This window comes from Modestobacter sp. VKM Ac-2978, assembly GCF_026968025.1.
GTDB lineage: Bacteria > Actinomycetota > Actinomycetes > Mycobacteriales > Geodermatophilaceae > Modestobacter.
This window is the reverse complement of sequence record NZ_JAPVBP010000009.1, coordinates 227,104-243,607: the sequence shown is the minus strand read 5'-3', so window position 1 is coordinate 243,607 and position 16,504 is coordinate 227,104. Positions and strand designations below refer to the sequence as shown.

Here is a 16,504-nt window from a genome sequence, read left to right as displayed (position 1 = left end):
TTGTCCCGGACAACCAACGCGAAAGGCTCTTCCCCATGCGCATCCCGCTGTCCGTCCTCGACCTCGCCCCGATCGCTCGCGGGGAGACCGTCAGCAGCAGCATCGAGGCCAGCGTCGCCCTGGCGCAGCGCGCGGAGGAGCACGGCTACCAGCGGGTCTGGTACGCCGAGCACCACAACATGCCGACCATCGCGTCCTCGGCCACCAGCGTGCTCATCGCCCACGTCGGTGCCCGGACCAGCCGGATCCGGCTCGGTGCCGGCGGCGTCATGCTGCCCAACCACGCGCCGCTGACCATCGCCGAGCAGTTCGGCACCCTCGACGCGATGTACCCCGGCCGGATCGACCTCGGCCTGGGCCGCGCGCCGGGCTCGGACCAGAACACGATGTACGCACTGCGCCGGGACCCGAACTCCGCCGACACCTTCCCGCAGGACGTGCTGGAGCTGCAGGGGTACCTGACCGGCTCGAGCCGGGTGCCCGGCGTCGACGCGATCCCCGGCAAGGGCTCGGACGTCCCGCTGTACGTGCTGGGCTCCTCGCTGTTCGGGGCCCACCTGGCTGCCGCGCTGGGCCTGCCCTACGCCTTCGCCAGCCACTTCGCGCCGCAGGCCCTGGAGGCCGCCGTCGCCACCTACCGGCGGGAGTTCCAGCCCTCCGCCCAGCTCGACGCCCCCCACGTGATCGCCGGGGTCAACGTCATCGCCGCCGACACCGTGCGCCAGGCGGAGGAGAACCTGCAGGCGGTGCGCCGGACCATGGCCGTCGGCCTGTTCGGGCGGGGCCGCAGCTTCACCGACGAGGAGGCCGACCTGCTGCTCGAGCAGGGGGCCGGGCAGCACGTCAGCTCGATGTTCACCTACGCCGCGATCGGCACCCCGCGCGAGATCGGCGACTACCTCGAGGGCTTCCGCAAGCAGGCCGACGCCGACGAGCTGATCGTCGCCCACCAGGCCCCCACCACCGAGGGCCGGCTGCGCTCGGTGACCCTGACCGCGGAGGCCATGGAGTCCGTCAGCGCGTAGCCGCGTCAGGCGGTGGGGCGGGTGCCGCCGATGAAGCCGCTCCACCGCATCGACGTGACGCGGAGGACCGAGCCGCTCTGCGGCGCCTCCAGGATCTGGCCGCCCCCGAGGTAGATGGCCACGTGGTGGATGGTCGCGGGGCTGTTCGTGTTGGTGGCCCAGAAGACCAGGTCGCCGCGCTGCAGCTCCGACCGGGAGACCTTGGGCAGGGCCGCGTACTGGGCGCGGCTGTTGCGCGGGATCGAGATGCCGGCCTGGGCGTAGGCGTAGCGGGTGAGCCCGGAGCAGTCGAAACCGACGATGCCGGCGTCCACGCCCCAGCCCATGCTCGGTCCGTTGAGCGACCCGCCGCCCCAGGAGTAGATGGTGCCCAGGTGGCGCCGGGCGTCGGAGATCGCGGTCTCGACCGCGGAGGAGTCGCCGGTCCCGGCGGAGGTGCCGCTCTGCGGTGCGGAGACGAGGGAGCGGGTGGGAGCCGGCGTCCGCTCGGCGGTCGCCCGCTCGGCCGTGGCGCGCTCCGCTGCAGCCCGCTCGGCGGCCGCGGCGCGCTCGGCGGTCACCTGCTGGGCGGCGTACTGCTCGGCGGCGGCGCGGGCGCCCTCCAGGCCGAGGAGGGCCTGCTGGGCCTGGGCGAGCTCCTGCTCCAGGGTGGCCTGCCGGGCCGCCAGGCCGGAGGCCTGCGCGCGGGCGCCGGCTTCCAGCTCCCCGGCGGCGGCCAGCGCGTCCTCGGCCTCCTGCTTCAGCGTCGCGGCCTCGGCCAGGGTGGCGTGCGCAGCGGTCTCGGCGGTGCGGGCCCGCTCCTCGGCGGCCGTCACCTCGACGACGACGTCACCCTGGTGGGCGCCGGCGGCCTCGAGGAGGGCGGCGCGCTCCAGCATCTGGGCCGGCCCGTCGGCGGTGGTCAGCGCCTCCAGCGTCGGGGAGGTGCTGCCCTGCTGGTAGCTCTGCCGGGCGAACGCGGCGATGGCCGTGCGGGCGGTCGCCAGCTCGGCGGCGGCGTCGTCGGCGGTGGCCGCGGCGGCGTCGGCGGCGGCCTGGGCGACCTCGTACTCGGCCTGCTCGGCCTGGAAGGTGTCCAGCGCGATCGCCGACCGGGCCCGGGCGGCGTCCACCTCGGCCTGGGCGGTGGCGAGCTCGGCAGACAGGGCGCCGACCTGCTGTGCGGCGGTGTCCTGCTGTTGCCGGGCAGCGCCGATCTGCTCGTCGGAGGGGTTGGTCGGGGTCGCTCCGGCGGTGCCGGGAGCCGCCACCAGGCAGAGGGCCGCCACGACGACCACCCCGGCCATGCGGCGCACCGGACGGTGGCCGGTCCGTCGCTGGGTCGTTGCCTCGGTGCCCATGTCCTCGTGTCCCTCCACTGCCCTCGTTCACCCGATCAGGTGACCTGACAGAGAGGTCGGACGTTCCGGGACGCTCCTTGAGCCTCTCGACACCATGAGTTGTGGAAAGCAACTCGGGGCCTGGGCCCGGTCACTCGGGGGCACGGGCAGCGGAGGGGAGACCATGGGGGCATGAACGTCTTCACCGACTACGCCGAGACGCACTGGGTCCCGATCAACGGCGACATGGTGACCGTGCAGACCATCGACACCGCGGGGAAGCGGGAGACGCACGTGCTCTCGGTGCCGGACGCGCTGGCCCAGTTCAAGGTCAAGTACCCGTTCGTGGACGACGCCCAGGCCGCCGCGCTCTTCGCCCAGGGCGGCTGAGCCGCCGCAGCGAGGTCCGCGTCACGGCACACCGGGCGGCAGCGCGGCGTTGACCGAGGTGTGACCCTCCGCTTCCTCGTCCTCGGTGACTCCCTCGCGTTCGGCACCGGCGCCGCGACGGCGCGGGACACCCTCGGCGCACGACTGACCCGTTCGCTGCGAGAGGCCGGGCACGACGTCGACCCGCAGGTGGTCGCGGTGCCCGGTGCCACCTCACTCGACCTCGCCGCCCAGGTCCGCCGGGTGACCGGGCCCGTCGACGTCGCGTTGCTCGTGGTCGGCGCCAACGACCTGACCCGGCAGGTGTCACCGGTCCGGGCGGCCGCGGCGCTGGGCGCGGCCGTCCAGGACCTCCGGAGGGCGGGCGCGGCGGTGCTGGTCGTCCCCACGCCCGACCTGTCGTCGGTGGCCTGGGTGCCGCCGGCCCTGCGGGCGGTCGTCGCGGGCATCTGCGACCTGCTGCGCAACCGGCAGACCGTCGCCGCGGAGCGGGCCGGCGCCGTCGTCGCCCCGGTCGCCCCGGAGCTGGCGCGGCGGTTCGCCGCCGACCCCTCGCTGTTCTCCGCCGACCGGTTCCACCCGTCCTCGGCCGGCTACGCGCTGGTCGCCGAGGCCCTCGCCCCGACCCTGCTCCGCCTGGTCGCCGAGCGCACCGACGCAGCGGCCTGACTCAGCCGGCGTCCGGCGGGGGCACCCGGCAGGCCGCCGTCCCGCCGGGGAGCCGGTGCCGGTTGGTCGCCACCAGCCGGTAGGCGATCGGGGCGACCCACCGCACCGGCGGCACGGAGAGGACAACGCCGGGCACCGACCACGGCAGACCCGCCGCCCGCAGGGCCTGCGCGACCGCCGGGGCACCACCGGCCACCGCGCCGTCCCGGTCGAACCACAGCACCTCCGTCTGCGCCCGTGCGGCGCTCACCCCGGCCGCCGCCAGGTCGGTGGACTGCCACGGGACCACTCGCACGTCGGCCGGCAGCAGCCGCCGGGCCACGTCGGCGCAGCGGGTGCAGAAGGCGCAGTCGCCGTCGAAGACGAGCGCGGGTCCGGTCACGGGGGTCATCGTGTGTCTCCACATCGACTCGCAGGACGACGAACGGGCCGGCACCCCAGTGGGGTACCGGCCCGTTCGGTCGCGTCCTTCGTTCAGCTGGTCGGGACGCCGCCGGCCCGCAGCGCGCCGAGCAGGTCGTGGTTCAGCCGGGAGATGGTCTCCATCGAGATGCCCTTGGGGCACACGGCGGAGCACTCGCCGATGTTGCTGCAGCCACCGAAGTCCTCGGCGTCCTGCTGGGCCACCATCTTCAGCACCCGGCTGTCCCGCTCGGGCTGGCCCTGCGGCATGAGCCCGAGGTGGGAGACCTTGGCCGCGGTGAACAGCATGGCCGAGCCGTTCGGGCAGGCCGCCACGCAGGCACCGCACCCGATGCACGTCGCGGCGTCGAAGGCGGCGTCGGAGTTCTTCTTCGGCACCGGGGTGGAGTGCGCCTCGGGAGCCGTGCCGGTGGGAGCGCTGATGAACCCGCCGGCGGAGATGATCCGGTCGAAGGACGACCGGTCGACCGCGAGGTCCTTGACCACCGGGAAACCGCCGGCGCGCCAGGGCTCGATGTCCAGCACGTCACCGTCGGAGAACGACCGCATGTGCAGCTGGCACACGGTGGTCTGCTCCGGGCCGTGCGCGATGCCGTTGATCATCAGACCGCAGGAGCCGCAGATGCCCTCGCGGCAGTCGTGGTCGAAGGCCACCGGGTCGTCGCCGTCGAGGATCAGCTTCTCGTTGAGCACGTCGAGCATCTCGAGGAACGACATGTCGGGCGAGACGTCGGTGACGTGGTAGGTCACCATCTTGCCCTTCTTGGTCCGGTCGCGCTGACGCCAGATGCGCAGCGTCAGGCTCATCGTCCGTGTCTCTGTGCTGGTCACTTGTAGCTCCGCTGTGCGAGGTGGACGTACTCGTACTCGAGGGCCTCGCGGTGCAGCACCGGCGGCTCGCCCTCCGGGGTGTACTCCCACGCGGCGACGTAGGCGTAGTTCTCGTCGTCGCGCAGCGCCTCACCCTCCGGCGTCTGGCTCTCGGCCCGGAAGTGGCCGCCGCAGCTCTCGTTGCGGTGCAGTGCGTCGACGCACATCAGCTCGGCGAGCTCGATGAAGTCGGCGACCCGGCCGGCGTGCTCCAGGTTCTGGTTGAAGATGCCCTGCTCGCCGGAGACCTTGACGTTGGTCCAGAACTCGTGCCGGATCTCCGGGATCCGGTCCAGCGCCTTGCGCAGGCCCGGCTCCGAACGCTCCATGCCGCACAGGTCCCACATCAGCTTGCCCAGCTCGCGGTGGAACGAGGCCACCGTGCGGGTGCCGTTGATCGACAGCAGCCGCTCGGTCTGGGCGCGGACGGACTGCTCGGCCTCGACCGCCGCCGGGTGGGTGGCGTCGACCGCGGGGAACGGCCCGTCGGCGAGGTAGTTGCTGATCGTGCTGGGGAGCACGAAGTAGCCGTCGGCCAGGCCCTGCATCAGCGCGCTGGCACCCAGCCGGTTGGCGCCCTGGTCGGAGAAGTTGGCCTCACCGATGACGAACAGACCCGGGATGTTGGACGACAGGTCGTAGTCGACCCACAGCCCGCCCATCGTGTAGTGCACGGCCGGGTAGATCCGCATCCCGGTCTCGTAGGCGTTCTCACCGGTGATCCGGTTGTACATGTCGAAGAGGTTGCCGTACTTCGCCTCGATGGCGGCCTGGCCGACCCGGGCGATGGCGTCGCTGAAGTCCAGGTAGACGCCCAGGCCGTTCGGCCCGACACCACGGCCCTCGTCGCAGACCGCCTTCGCCTGGCGCGAGGCGATGTCGCGGGGCACCAGGTTGCCGAACGCCGGGTAGTTGCGCTCGAGGTAGTAGTCCCGCTCGTCCTCGGGGATGTCCTTGGGGTTGCGGTCGTCGCCGCGCTCCTTGGGCACCCACACCCGACCGTCGTTGCGCAGCGACTCGCTCATCAGCGTCAGCTTCGACTGGTAGTCGCCGCTGACCGGGATGCAGGTCGGGTGGATCTGCGTGTAGCAGGGGTTGGCGAACAGCGCGCCGCGCTTGTGCGCCCGCCAGGCCGCCGTGACGTTGGAGCCCTTGGCGTTGGTGGAGAGGTAGAAGACGTTGCTGTAGCCACCGGAGGCCAGCACCACGGCGTCGGCGAAGTGGCTGGTGATCTCGCCGGTGATCAGGTGCCGGACGACGATGCCCCGGGCCTTCCCGTCGACGACGATCAGGTCGAGCATCTCGGTGCGCGGGTGCTGCTCGACGTTGCCCAGCCCGATCTGCCGCTCGAGGGCCTGGTAGGCGCCGTAGAGCAGCTGCTGGCCGGTCTGGCCACGGGCGTAGAAGGTGCGCGAGACCTGGGCGCCACCGAAGGAGCGGTTGTCCAGCAGGCCGCCGTACTCACGGGCGAACGGCACGCCCTGGGCCACGGCCTGATCGATGATCGCGGCGCTGACCTCGGCCAGCCGGTAGGAGTTGTCCTCGCGGGAGCGGAAGTCACCGCCCTTGACGGTGTCGTAGAACAGCCGGTGCACGCTGTCGCCGTCGTTGCGGTAGTTCTTGGCCGCGTTGATGCCGCCCTGGGCCGCGACGCTGTGCGCGCGCCGGGGGCTGTCCTGGAACCAGAAGTTCTTGACCCGGTAGCCCATCTCGGCCAGCGTGGCCGCCGCCGAGCCACCGGCCAGGCCGGTGCCGACGACGATGATCGAGAGCCGGCGACGGTTGGCCGGGTTGACCAGCCGGGCGCGGAACTTGCGCTCGTTCCAGCGGTCGGGGAGCGGGACGTCGCGGGGTGCCGTGGTGTCGGCGATGGGCTCGCCCACGGTGAAGAGCTCGAGAGGCATGACGGTGTCCTTCTCTCTCAGTCGATCAAGCCGAAGGCGACGGACAGCGGTACGAGCAGGAAGCCCACGGTGATGACCCCTGCGACGAGGTAGGCGAGGCCGTTGACGGCGCGCTCGCGGCGCTTGTTCGTCTGGCCGAGGGTCTGCGTGGCGGCGAAGATGCCGTGCCGCAGGTGCAGGCCGAGCAGCACCATCGAGACCACGTAGAAGAGCGTGATCGGGATGTTGGAGAAGCTGGCGACCAGGCGGTCGTAGGGCGTGGAGTCGTGACCGACCGGGTTCACCGCACCGAGCGTGAGGTCCAGGATGTGCCAGATGATGAACAGCGCCAGGATCAGCCCGCCCCAGCGGACGGTGCGCGAGGCGAAGCTCTGCTGCACCCGCTTCTTGGTCACGTAGGGCACCGGGCGCGCGCGCCGGGCCTGGCGCCACAGCGAGATGGCCGCCCAGAAGTGCAGCACCACCGCGGCGAGCAGCACGATCCGGATGATCCACAGCGCCGTCTGGGCCGGGAGCGCCGGCTCACCGATGGTGCGGATCCACCCGGAGTAGCTGTTGAACGACTCGGGACCCGAGAAGGCCTTCAGGTTGCCCACCATGTGGGCGAGCAAGTAGAGGATCATGATGATCCCGCTGACCGCCATGACGGTCTTCTTCACGACCGAGTTGTCGAACCGGCCGGTCTTGGGGGCCCTGCGCTGGGCCGGCTGCGTCGTCACTGTCGCCACAGGGCCAAAGGTAAGCCCAGTGCCCACATGACACCCAGGTGAACGCACCGTGACACAGCTCATGTAAGGCGACCCTGACCGTTCCGGGGGTCCGGACGGGGGACCGGCCCGGCCGGGGGAGCGGTGTCACCACCCAGGGAGACGGCGGCCCCGGGGGTGGAGGAAGATCGTCCTCGCCCCAGTCCGGTGCCCCGAGAGGACGACGACGTGCCTGGACCAACCCGCGGCTTCCTCGGCCGCCGCCGCGCGGCCGGAGACCCCCGGCTCCCACCCGGCCAGTACGACGCCGGCAGTGACTGGCCGGTGCTGACCGCCGAGCCCACGCCCCGGATCGCCCCGGAGACCTGGAGCATCACCGTCGACGGCGAGGTGGCCACCCCGACCACCTGGACCTGGGACGAGGCGCACGCGCTGCCGTCGGCCGAGTACCGCGGTGACATCCACTGCGTCACCACCTGGTCGAAGTTCGACACCCGGTTCGGGGGCATCAGCGTCGACTCGCTGCTCGACATCGCCCAGCCCACGGCCGAGGGCCGGTTCGTGATGGCGACGTCCAAGACCGGCTACACCACGAACCTGCCGATCGAGGACGTCACCGGTGGCAAGGCGTGGCTGGTGTGGGAGTTCGACGGCAAGCCGTTGACCGCCGAGCACGGCGGGCCGGTGCGGATGCTGGTGCCGCACCTGTACTTCTGGAAGAGCGCCAAGTGGATCAGCCGGATCACCGTGCTCAAGCGCGACCAGCCCGGCTTCTGGGAGCAGAACGGCTACCACGACCGCGGGGACCCGTGGAAGCAGCAGCGGTACCAGGGTGACTGACGGAGGACGGGCGCCGGCGGGCGGCTGGACCACGGCGACTGTCGCCGGGCTGCGCCGGCCGATCGCCCGGGCGGTGGAGCTGCGGCTGGACGTGCACGACCGCATCGGCCACCTGCCCGGCCAGCACTACGTCGTCCGGCTGACCGCCGAGGACGGGTACACCGCGCAGCGTTCGTACTCGGTGGCCTCGGCGCCGGGCGACCCGCTGGTGGAGCTGTTCGTCGAGCGGCTGGACGACGGCGAGGTCTCCACCTACCTCGCCGACGTCGTGGAGCCCGGTGACGAGCTGGAGGTCCGCGGCCCGATCGGTGGCTGGTTCGTCTGGGACGGCGTCACCCCGGCACTGCTGGTCGGTGGGGGGAGCGGCGTCGTCCCGCTGGTCGCGATGGTCCGGCACGCCCGGGCGCTGGGCAGGCTGGACCTGCTCCGGGTGGCGGTCTCCGCCCGCACGCTCGCCGAGCTGCCCTACGCCGACGAGCTGGTCGAGGCAGGGGCGCTGATCGCGCTCACCCGGGAGACGCACGGCATCCGCCCGGGGGCCCGGTTGACCGCGATGGACCTGCTCCCGCTGTGGGAGCCCGGGCAGACCGCCTTCGTGTGCGGGTCCGCGGGCTTCGCCGAGTCGGCCAGTCAGCTCCTGGTGGGCCTGGGGCTGCCGCCGGAGTCGGTGCGGGTGGAGCGGTTCGGGCCGTCGGCGCTGGAGCTGCCGAAGCGCTGACCGGGGTGCCGGGACGCAGTCGCCTGCGTCCCGGCACCCCGGTGCGGGTCAGGCGGCCGGCGGCACCTGCGAGGCGGTGACCAGCGGCGCCCGCTCCCAGACGCGGTGCTTGCCCATCGCCGCGATCAGGTCACCGACCAGGGCACCGGCGCTGTCCGCGGTCAGCACGCCGGGGCCGTCGACGTCGATGCCGGTGGCGGTCAGCACGTCGGCGCCGTCGCCCCACGCGCCGATCGCCTTGAGCTGGCGGTAGCTCTCCAGCAGCAGGACGACCGACTTCACGTCCTTCTCCTTCGGCGCACCACCGGCGACGACGACCGCGTCGAACTCGACCGACCGCGCGGTCACGAAGGTCCGCTCCACGACCTCGGTGGCGCCCCCGTCGCTCAGCTCGCCGCCGGTGGGGGCGATCAGCTTGGTCATCGCGCCCTCGGCCTCCAGCGCCTCGCGCAGCGCGGTGACCCCGGCGATGTCGGCGCCGGGGCCGGCGACGACGCCGACCAGCCGGCCCTCGATCGGGTAGGACGCCCCGGTCACCTGGGCCAGTGCCGGGCTGGGCGCCAGGTGCTCCACCGGCGTCCCCTCCGGTGCCGGCAGGCCGAGGCCCTCTGCCACCGCCCGGCACAGCTCGGTGTCGATCTTCGCCAGCACGCCGAGCGTGCGCTCCTTGATCGCCTGCTCGTAGACCTTGCCGAGCTCGAACGTGTACGCCTCCGCGACGTGCTCCTGCTCGTCCGCCGAGAGGCTCGCGTAGAACAGCGCGGCGTGCGAGAAGTGGTCGTCGAAGGACGCCGGGGCGCCCCGGACGACCTCGCCGGCGACCTTCCGCGGGACGTGCACGTAGGCCGCCTGGCTCGCGTCGGCGAGGGCGGGGGAGTCGTCGTCCACGCTGTTCGGCTTGTACGCCGCCAGGCCCTCGGGGATCCCGTGCTGGTGGAAGCCGTCCCGGGAGTTGTCGTTGACCGGGGCGTGCGGGCGGTTGATCGGGATCTGGGTGAAGTTCGGGCCACCGAGCCGGCTCAGCTGGGTGTCCAGGTAGGAGAAGTTGCGGCCCTGCAGTAGCGGGTCGTTGGTGCCCTCGATGCCGGGCACCAGGTGGCCGGTGTGGAAGGCGACCTGCTCGGTCTCGGCGAAGTAGTTCGTCGGGTTGCCGGTCAGCACCAGCTTCCCGATCCGCTGCACCGGGCAGAGCTCCTCCGGGACGATCTTCGTGGGGTCGAGCAGGTCGATCCCCTCGAAGGTCTCCTCGTCGGTGTCCGGCATGACCTGGACGCCGAGCTCCCACTCCGGGTACGCGCCGGCCTCGATGGCGTCGGCCAGGTCGCGGCGGTGGAAGTCCGGGTCGACGCCGGCGGCGATCTGCGCCTCCTCCCAGATGAGGGAGTGCACGCCGAGCTTGGGCTTCCAGTGGAACTTGACCAGCGACGTCTCGCCGTCGGCGTTGACCAGCCGGAAGGTGTGGATGCCGAAGCCCTCCATCGTCCGGTAGGAGCGCGGGATGCCCCGGTCGCTCATGTTCCAGATCGTGTGGTGGGTCGCCTCGGTGTGCAGGGAGACGAAGTCCCAGAACGTGTCGTGGGCCGACTGCGCCTGCGGGATCTCCCGGTCCGGGTGCGGCTTCCCGGCGTGGATGATGTCGGGGAACTTGATCGCGTCCTGGATGAAGAAGACCGGCATGTTGTTGCCGACCAGGTCCCAGGTGCCTTCCTTGGTGTAGAACTTCGTCGCGAAACCGCGGGTGTCGCGCACGGTGTCGGCCGAGCCGCGCGAGCCCAGCACCGTGGAGAACCGGACGAACACCGGCGTCTCCAGGCCCTCCTCGGCCAGCACCGCGGCCCGGGTGACCCCGGCCGCGTTGCCGTAGGCGGTGAAGACGCCGTGCGCCCCGGCGCCGCGGGCGTGCACCACGCGCTCCGGGATCCGCTCGTGGTCGAAGTGCATGATCTTCTCGCGGAGGTGGAAGTCCTCCAGCAGCACCGGCCCGCGGCGTCCCGCCTTCAGCGAGTGGTCGGTGTCCGGGATGCGCACGCCGTTGGGCGTGGTGAGGAACTCGCCGGCCTGGGCGCGGGGGTCCCGGCCCTTCTCGGGGCCCTCGTAGGCCACGCCGGTGGCGCTCACGGTGGCCGGGGCGGACTGGTCGGGCTGGCGCTTCGGGGGCATGCGGGAGCTCCTGTGCTCGGAGGAGGGGTCGAGGTCCGCTACCCGGTCCTCGGCGGTGCAGAAACGGCGCCCGACGACGTGTGACGTGGTCGGTGTCGGGTGTGGTCGGGTCGGCAGCGGGTAGGCCCGCGCAGGACCGCGGCGCCCGACTGCCCGGCCGTCGTGGCAGGAGAGCACCGTGGGCACCACCCGTGAGGACCTCGGGGAGACCAACCCCTCCAACGAGGAGTTCGCCGACACCGACGCGGCGCGCGAGGAGCTCGGCGACGCCGACGGCGCCACCGAGGACGAGCTGCAAGAGGCCTTCGACGCCATCGTCAGCGACGGTGCGCAGCGACTGCACCGGAACTGGCGTGAGGTGCTCACCACCGGCTTCGCCGGCGGGCTGGAGGTCGGCACCGGGGTGCTGCTGCTCTTCGCCGTCTACGCCGAGACGGGCAGCCACCTGCTGGCCGGGCTGGCCTTCTCGGTGGGCTTCATCGCCCTCCTGCTGGCCCGCAGCGAGTTGTTCACCGAGGGCTTCCTCGTCCCGGTGACCGCCGTGGCCGCCGGTCGGGCCAGCTTCGCCCAGCTGGGCAAGCTCTGGGGCGGCACCCTGGTGGCCAACCTGCTGGGCGGCTGGGTGTTCATGTGGCTGGTCGTCCGGGCCTTCCCGGACCTGCGGGCCACCGCGATCGAGAGCGCCGTCCACTTCGTGGAGTCGCCGCTGGACCTGCAGTCGGCGTCGCTGGCCTTCCTGGCCGGGATCGCCATCACGCTGATGACCCGGATGCAGCACGGCACCGAGTCCGACCCCGCCAAGATCGTGGCTGCGATCGGCGGCGCCTTCGTGCTTGCCGGGCTGCAGCTGTTCCACTCGATCCTGGACTCACTGATCATCTTCGCCGCGCTGCACGCCGGGGCGCCGTTCGGCTACGGCGACTGGCTGGCCTGGCTCTGGTACACCGTGCTGCTCAACATGGCCGGCGGGTTGTTCGTGGTCACCCTGCTCCGGCTGGTCCGCAGCAAGGACATGATCAAGGAGGAGCGGGCCAAGGCCGGCCACTGAGGTCAGCCGGCCTGCGCGGCCCGACGGATCGCCACGACGTAGCGGTCCAGGGCCAGTCGCTGCACCCGCCGGCTGACCGGCGCGCCCAGCCGGGCCAGCGGCGTCGCCAGCCGGGAGAACGCCCGCAGCGTGTAGACGACGTCGCCACCGGGCTCCAGCGTGACGACGAAGCACTCCTCACCGCTCTCCGGGTGCCCGGGCAGCGTGCCGTAACCGAACCCGCGCCGAGCGGGCTCGTCGACCGCCCACACCACCCGGCAGGGGACGTCCAGCCCCAGCCGGCGCAGCCCCGCGGTCATCAGCACGACCGTGCCCGGGGTGCTGGCCGGCCCGTCGGCCAGGACCCGCAGGCCCGCGCTGCGCTGAGCGGCCCAGCGGAACACCGCAGCCCCGGCCCGGTCGAACTCCGCCCGGCCCGAACCGACGACGACGGACCGCTCGACGTGGTCGTAGCCGGCGGGCAGCGTCGCCTCCTGTGTGGCCCCGACCTCCGGGTAGGTGAACGGCGCGTCGGCCAGCTGCGGCAGCGTCGTGCGGCGGAGGAGTCCCACCGCGTCAGTGTCCCCGGACGGGCCCCGGCCCGCCGGTAGGGTGCGCAGCACTGTGCTCCCCGCCGTCTCCGCCACCCGCTACGTCACCCCGCTGCGCGAGGGTGGCTCGCTGCCGGGGCTCATGGAGGCCGACGACCTCGGCACCTACGTGGTCAAGTGGCGGGCTGCCGGGCAGGGCGTGAAGGTGCTGGCCGCCGAGGTGGTCTGCGGGGAGCTGGCCCGCCGGCTCTCCCTGCCGGTGCCCGCGCTGGTGACGGTGGACGTCGTCCCGGAGCTGGCGGTGGGGGAGCCGGACCAGGAGGTCCAGGAGCTGCTGCGCAACTCCGCGGGCACCAACCTCGGGATGGACTACCTGCCCGGTGCACTGGACTTCGAGGCGGGTGCGGCCCAAGTCGACCCGGAGCTGGCCGGGCGGGTGCTCTGGTTCGACGCGCTGATCGGCAACGTCGACCGGTCGTGGCGGAACCCGAACATGCTCTTCTGGCACGGGCGACTGCACCTGATCGACCACGGTGCCGCGCTGACGTTCCACCACAACTGGCCGGGGGCGCCCGCCGCCGTCCCCCGCGCGTACGATGCGGCCCAGCACGCGCTGGTCGAGTGCGACCCCGACGTCGTGGCCGCCGACGCCGCGCTGGCCCCGCAGGTCACCGGCCCGCTGCTCACCGAGGTGCTGGCGCAGGTGCCCGATGCGTGGCTGGAGGGACCGACGGCCGCGGAGCCCGCCGACGAGGTCCGCGCCCGCTACGTCGGGCAGTTGCTGCAGCGGCTGGCTGCCCGCGAGACCTGGCTCCCCGGCGTCGTCGCGGCGGCCGCGACCGGAGGAGCGGGCCGACGGACCGCGCCGCGGGGGGAGAACCGGCCGACCTGGCTCGGCCCGCCGCCGCCGGAGGGCGTGACCCAGCGATGAGGGCTGTGACACTCAGGGACACCTTCGAGTACGCAGTGCTCCGGGTGGTGCCGCGGGTGGAGCGTGGGGAGTCGTTCAACGCCGGGGTGCTGGTCTACTGCCGGCAGCGGGACTACCTGGGCTCCCGGCTGCACCTGGACGCCGACCGGCTGCGCGCGCTCGACCCGACCGCGGACCCGGTGGCGATCACCGCCGCGCTGCAGGCGGCGGCCGACGTCTGCTCCGCCGCGGTCGGGGCGGGCGCCGCCGGGCGGGAGGCGCTGGGGTCGCGGTTCCGCTGGCTGACCGCGCCGCGCAGCACGGTCGTCCAGCCCAGCGCCGTGCACACCGGGCTCACCGCCGACCCGGACGCCGAGGCCGACCGCCTGCTGCGGCTGCTGGTCCTCCCCGTCCGGGCCTGACCTCCCAGTCCGAGGAGCGCGGTCCTGTCCGCTCCGGTGGCGTGGCCGCGGCCCCGACGCCGCACCCGTCCCGGGCGGTGGCTACTCAGCGTTTGCGACTCGACACGATGCGCTCAGACGCCCCGCCGGGATCCCACGGGTCACCCAGCATTCGCCCCCCGCCCGTCGAGAGAGTGATGCACGTCACTTAGCGTCCCGGTCCTCAGCGCCCCACCTGACCAGAGGACTTCCCATGACGGACATCGCGCCCACCCGCCGTCGTCTGCTTCTCCCTCTCCTGGACTCCTTCCGCCATGGCAGTCGGACGCACACGACGTGCCACTACAAGTGCGGCAACGCCTGTGACGTCCCCGTACCGAACAAGTCGGACAACCCGACCATCGGCGAGGTCGTCGAGAGCGCCTTCAGCCGGCGGACCCTGCTGAAGGCCGCCGGCGCCGGGGCGCTGGTCGTGGCGGCGGGGCCGTTGCGCACCACGCCCGCGCTGGCCACCGGGGGGCCGGGCGGAGGCTGGCAGCCGCACCCGGAGGCACCGCTCACCTTCGAGCCGGTCGAGCAGAACTTCCTCGACGAGCTCGTCACCGCCACCGGCTACGAGTACGCCGTCGTCCTGCGCTGGGGCGATCCGGTGGAACCGGGTGCACCGGAGTTCGACGTCGACAACCAGACGCCGGAGGCCCAGGCGAAGCAGTTCGGCTACAACTGCGACTACATCGGAGTGCTGCCCCTGGACCGGAGCGGGCGCCGGGCGCTGATCGTGGTCAACCACGAGTACACCAACGAGCAGCTCATGTTCGCGGGCGTGGCGGACGAGGACGCGCCCACCACCGACCAGCAGAAGCGCATCGCGATGATGGCCCACGGGCTCTCGGTCGTGGAGCTGCACCGGGACGGGGACTCGGGCAACTGGCGACCGGACCCGCGGGGGAAGCGCAACCGTCGGCTGACGCCGGCGACGACCTTCGAGCTCACCGGACCGGCGGCCGGCTCGGAGTACGTGCAGACCAACGCCGACCCGGCGGGCCGCCACGTCCTCGGGACGCTGAACAACTGTGCCGGCGGCACGACGCCGTGGGGCACCACCCTGCACGGGGAGGAGAACTTCAACCAGTACTTCGGGCCGTCGACGCCGTTCGCGGAGGACCCGAGGGAGCCGCGGTGGTCGCGCTACGGGATCTCCACGGAGGAGCCCGGCGGCCGCCGGTGGGACCAGGTCGATCCCCGCTTCGACGTCACCCAGGAGCCCAACGAGCCCAACCGCTTCGGGTACATCGTGGAACTCGACCCGTACGACCCCACTTCCACGCCGAAGAAGCGGACGGCGCTCGGGCGCTTCAAGCACGAGGGGGCCAACGTCCGGATCGCCGAGGACGGCCGCGTGGTCGCCTACTCCGGCGACGACGAGCGGTTCGACTACATCTACAAGTTCGTGTCGAAGAAGCGCTACCGGCCCGGCTTCGACCGCGCGTCGCGCGCGCACAACATGACGCTGCTGGAGGAGGGGGACCTCTACGTCGGACGCTTCACCGGCGACTCGCCGCCCGAGCAGATCGACGGCCTCGCGACGCTGCCCGCCGACGGTGAGTTCGACGGCACCGGCCACTGGCTCCCCCTGGTCAAGGACGGGCAGTCGATGATCCCCGGCAAGTCGGTGCCCTGGGTGCTCACCTTCACCCGGCTGGCCGCCGACCGGCTGGGCAAGCAGCTGGACGCCAATGGCGACTTCCCCGACCCGGCCGCACCCGTGGTCGTCGACCCGTCCCAGCTGCCCACCCGGATGGACCGGCCCGAGGACATCCAGGTGAACCCGGTCAACGGGCGGGTCTACGCCGCGCTGACCAACAACTCCCAGCGCGAGGTGGCCGACGAGGCGAACCCGGTGTCCCGGTCCTTCGCCTTCGACCTCGAGGACGGCACCTACGAGTTGCGGGACGGGAACCGGAACGGCCACGTGCTGGAGTGGCTGGAGACCGACGGGATCGCCGGGGACGACTTCTACTGGCGGGTGTTCATCGTGGCCGGTGACCCGGAGACCCCGGGGACCTACTTCGCCGGCTACGACAAGACGCAGGTCAGTGCCCTCTCGTGCCCGGACAACCTCGAGTTCGACCCCGCCGGCAACCTGTGGATCTCGACCGACGGGACCGTGCTCTCGACGAGGAACCGGGAGGTCGGCACGTACGCCGGGACGAACGACGGGCTCTTCGCCGTGCCCACGGCGGGGCCGGAGCGTGGCCACCTCAAGGCGTTCCTGACGGTGCCGATCGGTGCGGAGTGCAGCGGTCCGCTGATCACCCCGGACGTCCGCTCGGTCTTCGTCGCGGTGCAGCACCCCGGGGAGACGCCCGGGTCGACCCGGGAGGCGCCGTCGAGCACCTGGCCGGACCGGCTGGCCGAGCGGCCGTACCCGCGGCCCAGCGTGGCGGTCGTCTTCCGGCCCGACGGCGGTCGGATCGGCAGCTGACCCGGTGACGCAGGAGCCCGGCTGTACCTGCGGCCGGGCTCCTGCTGCGCCAGTGCCTCGGCGCGACACGCCCGGTCGTCCCCAGGGACCCCACCGGTCACCCTG

General features: G+C 72.5%; 16 protein-coding genes. 9 read left to right on the top strand and 7 right to left on the bottom strand.

From position 1 onward, the window contains the following. The first annotated feature begins 35 nt into the window (after positions 1 to 35). Positions 36 to 1,025: an LLM class flavin-dependent oxidoreductase gene (locus O2W53_RS20780; RefSeq protein ID WP_269164964.1), complete on the top strand. Its 990-nt coding sequence runs from the start codon at positions 36 to 38 to the stop codon at positions 1,023 to 1,025. A 5-nt stretch (positions 1,026 to 1,030) separates the two neighbouring features. On the opposite strand, the gene O2W53_RS20775 is transcribed toward O2W53_RS20780, so the two are convergent. After that, entirely contained in the window at positions 1,031 to 2,365 is a 1,335-nt protein-coding gene (locus tag O2W53_RS20775; RefSeq protein ID WP_269164963.1) for an NlpC/P60 family protein, read from the bottom strand. Between the two features lie 171 nt (positions 2,366 to 2,536). Between O2W53_RS20775 and O2W53_RS20770 the strand changes: the two genes are divergently transcribed. After that, the gene (locus tag O2W53_RS20770) at positions 2,537 to 2,734 is read left to right on the top strand and encodes a hypothetical protein (RefSeq protein WP_269164962.1); all 198 of its coding nucleotides are present in this window, start codon (positions 2,537 to 2,539) and stop codon (positions 2,732 to 2,734) included. Positions 2,735 to 2,794: 60 nt separating this feature from the next. Beyond that, positions 2,795 to 3,403, top strand: coding sequence for an SGNH/GDSL hydrolase family protein (locus O2W53_RS20765; protein WP_269164961.1), 609 nt, complete (start codon positions 2,795 to 2,797; stop codon positions 3,401 to 3,403). A gap of 1 nt (position 3,404) precedes the next feature. On the opposite strand, the gene O2W53_RS20760 is transcribed toward O2W53_RS20765, so the two are convergent. From O2W53_RS20760 to O2W53_RS20745, 4 genes are all read right to left on the bottom strand, one after another. Continuing rightward, a complete protein-coding gene (locus tag O2W53_RS20760) occupies positions 3,405 to 3,785 on the bottom strand; it encodes a thiol-disulfide oxidoreductase DCC family protein (protein WP_269164960.1) in 381 nt (126 codons plus the stop codon). Positions 3,786 to 3,877: 92 nt separating this feature from the next. Continuing rightward, a complete protein-coding gene (locus O2W53_RS20755; protein WP_269164959.1) occupies positions 3,878 to 4,657 on the bottom strand; it encodes a succinate dehydrogenase/fumarate reductase iron-sulfur subunit in 780 nt (259 codons plus the stop codon). Beyond that, complete coding sequence (locus tag O2W53_RS20750) at positions 4,654 to 6,600, bottom strand: fumarate reductase/succinate dehydrogenase flavoprotein subunit (protein WP_269164958.1); 1,947 nt, start codon at positions 6,598 to 6,600, stop codon at positions 4,654 to 4,656. Before O2W53_RS20750 ends, O2W53_RS20755 begins: the two co-directional genes overlap by 4 nt. Positions 6,601 to 6,617: 17 nt before the next feature. Further along, positions 6,618 to 7,328, bottom strand: a complete 711-nt coding sequence (locus tag O2W53_RS20745; RefSeq protein ID WP_269164957.1) for a succinate dehydrogenase cytochrome b subunit — start codon at positions 7,326 to 7,328, stop codon at positions 6,618 to 6,620. A gap of 207 nt (positions 7,329 to 7,535) precedes the next feature. Between O2W53_RS20745 and O2W53_RS20740 the strand changes: the two genes are divergently transcribed. Both O2W53_RS20740 and O2W53_RS20735 read left to right on the top strand, forming a co-directional pair. Further along, entirely contained in the window at positions 7,536 to 8,147 is a 612-nt protein-coding gene (locus tag O2W53_RS20740; protein ID WP_269164956.1) for a sulfite oxidase-like oxidoreductase, read from the top strand. Continuing rightward, the gene (locus O2W53_RS20735; protein ID WP_269164955.1) at positions 8,140 to 8,865 is read left to right on the top strand and encodes an FAD-binding oxidoreductase; all 726 of its coding nucleotides are present in this window, start codon (positions 8,140 to 8,142) and stop codon (positions 8,863 to 8,865) included. The genes O2W53_RS20740 and O2W53_RS20735 overlap by 8 nt, the downstream gene beginning before the upstream one ends. 48 nt (positions 8,866 to 8,913) lie before the next feature. Here the strand turns inward: O2W53_RS20735 and O2W53_RS20730 are convergent, their stop codons facing one another. Then, positions 8,914 to 11,025, bottom strand: a complete 2,112-nt coding sequence (locus O2W53_RS20730) for a catalase (RefSeq protein WP_269164954.1) — start codon at positions 11,023 to 11,025, stop codon at positions 8,914 to 8,916. A 178-nt stretch (positions 11,026 to 11,203) separates the two neighbouring features. On the opposite strand from O2W53_RS20730, the gene O2W53_RS20725 reads away from it, so the two are divergent. After that, complete coding sequence (locus O2W53_RS20725; protein ID WP_269164953.1) at positions 11,204 to 12,073, top strand: formate/nitrite transporter family protein; 870 nt, start codon at positions 11,204 to 11,206, stop codon at positions 12,071 to 12,073. Between the two features lie 2 nt (positions 12,074 to 12,075). On the opposite strand, the gene O2W53_RS20720 is transcribed toward O2W53_RS20725, so the two are convergent. Continuing rightward, positions 12,076 to 12,624 carry a DUF1990 family protein gene (locus tag O2W53_RS20720; protein WP_269164952.1) on the bottom strand — a complete coding sequence of 183 codons (549 nt, stop codon included), beginning with the start codon at positions 12,622 to 12,624 and terminating at the stop codon, positions 12,076 to 12,078. Positions 12,625 to 12,664: 40 nt separating this feature from the next. Between O2W53_RS20720 and O2W53_RS20715 the strand changes: the two genes are divergently transcribed. The 3 genes from O2W53_RS20715 to O2W53_RS20705 all read left to right on the top strand — a co-directional run bounded on the left by O2W53_RS20715 (position 12,665) and on the right by O2W53_RS20705 (position 16,399). Next, complete coding sequence (locus O2W53_RS20715; protein ID WP_269164951.1) at positions 12,665 to 13,534, top strand: HipA family kinase; 870 nt, start codon at positions 12,665 to 12,667, stop codon at positions 13,532 to 13,534. Further along, entirely contained in the window at positions 13,531 to 13,935 is a 405-nt protein-coding gene (locus O2W53_RS20710) for a DUF3037 domain-containing protein (protein ID WP_269164950.1), read from the top strand. Before O2W53_RS20715 ends, O2W53_RS20710 begins: the two co-directional genes overlap by 4 nt. A gap of 232 nt (positions 13,936 to 14,167) precedes the next feature. Further along, positions 14,168 to 16,399 carry a PhoX family protein gene (locus O2W53_RS20705; RefSeq protein ID WP_269164949.1) on the top strand — a complete coding sequence of 744 codons (2,232 nt, stop codon included), beginning with the start codon at positions 14,168 to 14,170 and terminating at the stop codon, positions 16,397 to 16,399. Positions 16,400 to 16,504: the final 105 nt, after the last annotated feature.

Bases quoted from the DNA above. Each gene is read 5' to 3' on its own strand.
- O2W53_RS20770 (WP_269164962.1), top strand. From the start codon at position 2,537: ATGAACGTCTTCACCGACTACGCCGAGACGCACTGGGTCCCGATCAAC.
- O2W53_RS20730 (WP_269164954.1), bottom strand. From the start codon at position 11,025: ATGCCCCCGAAGCGCCAGCCCGACCAGTCCGCCCCGGCCACCGTGAGC.
- O2W53_RS20775 (WP_269164963.1), bottom strand. From the start codon at position 2,365: ATGGGCACCGAGGCAACGACCCAGCGACGGACCGGCCACCGTCCGGTG.
- O2W53_RS20750 (WP_269164958.1), bottom strand. From the start codon at position 6,600: ATGCCTCTCGAGCTCTTCACCGTGGGCGAGCCCATCGCCGACACCACG.
- O2W53_RS20780 (WP_269164964.1), top strand. From the start codon at position 36: ATGCGCATCCCGCTGTCCGTCCTCGACCTCGCCCCGATCGCTCGCGGG.
- O2W53_RS20705 (WP_269164949.1), top strand. From the start codon at position 14,168: ATGACGGACATCGCGCCCACCCGCCGTCGTCTGCTTCTCCCTCTCCTG.
- O2W53_RS20710 (WP_269164950.1), top strand. From the start codon at position 13,531: ATGAGGGCTGTGACACTCAGGGACACCTTCGAGTACGCAGTGCTCCGG.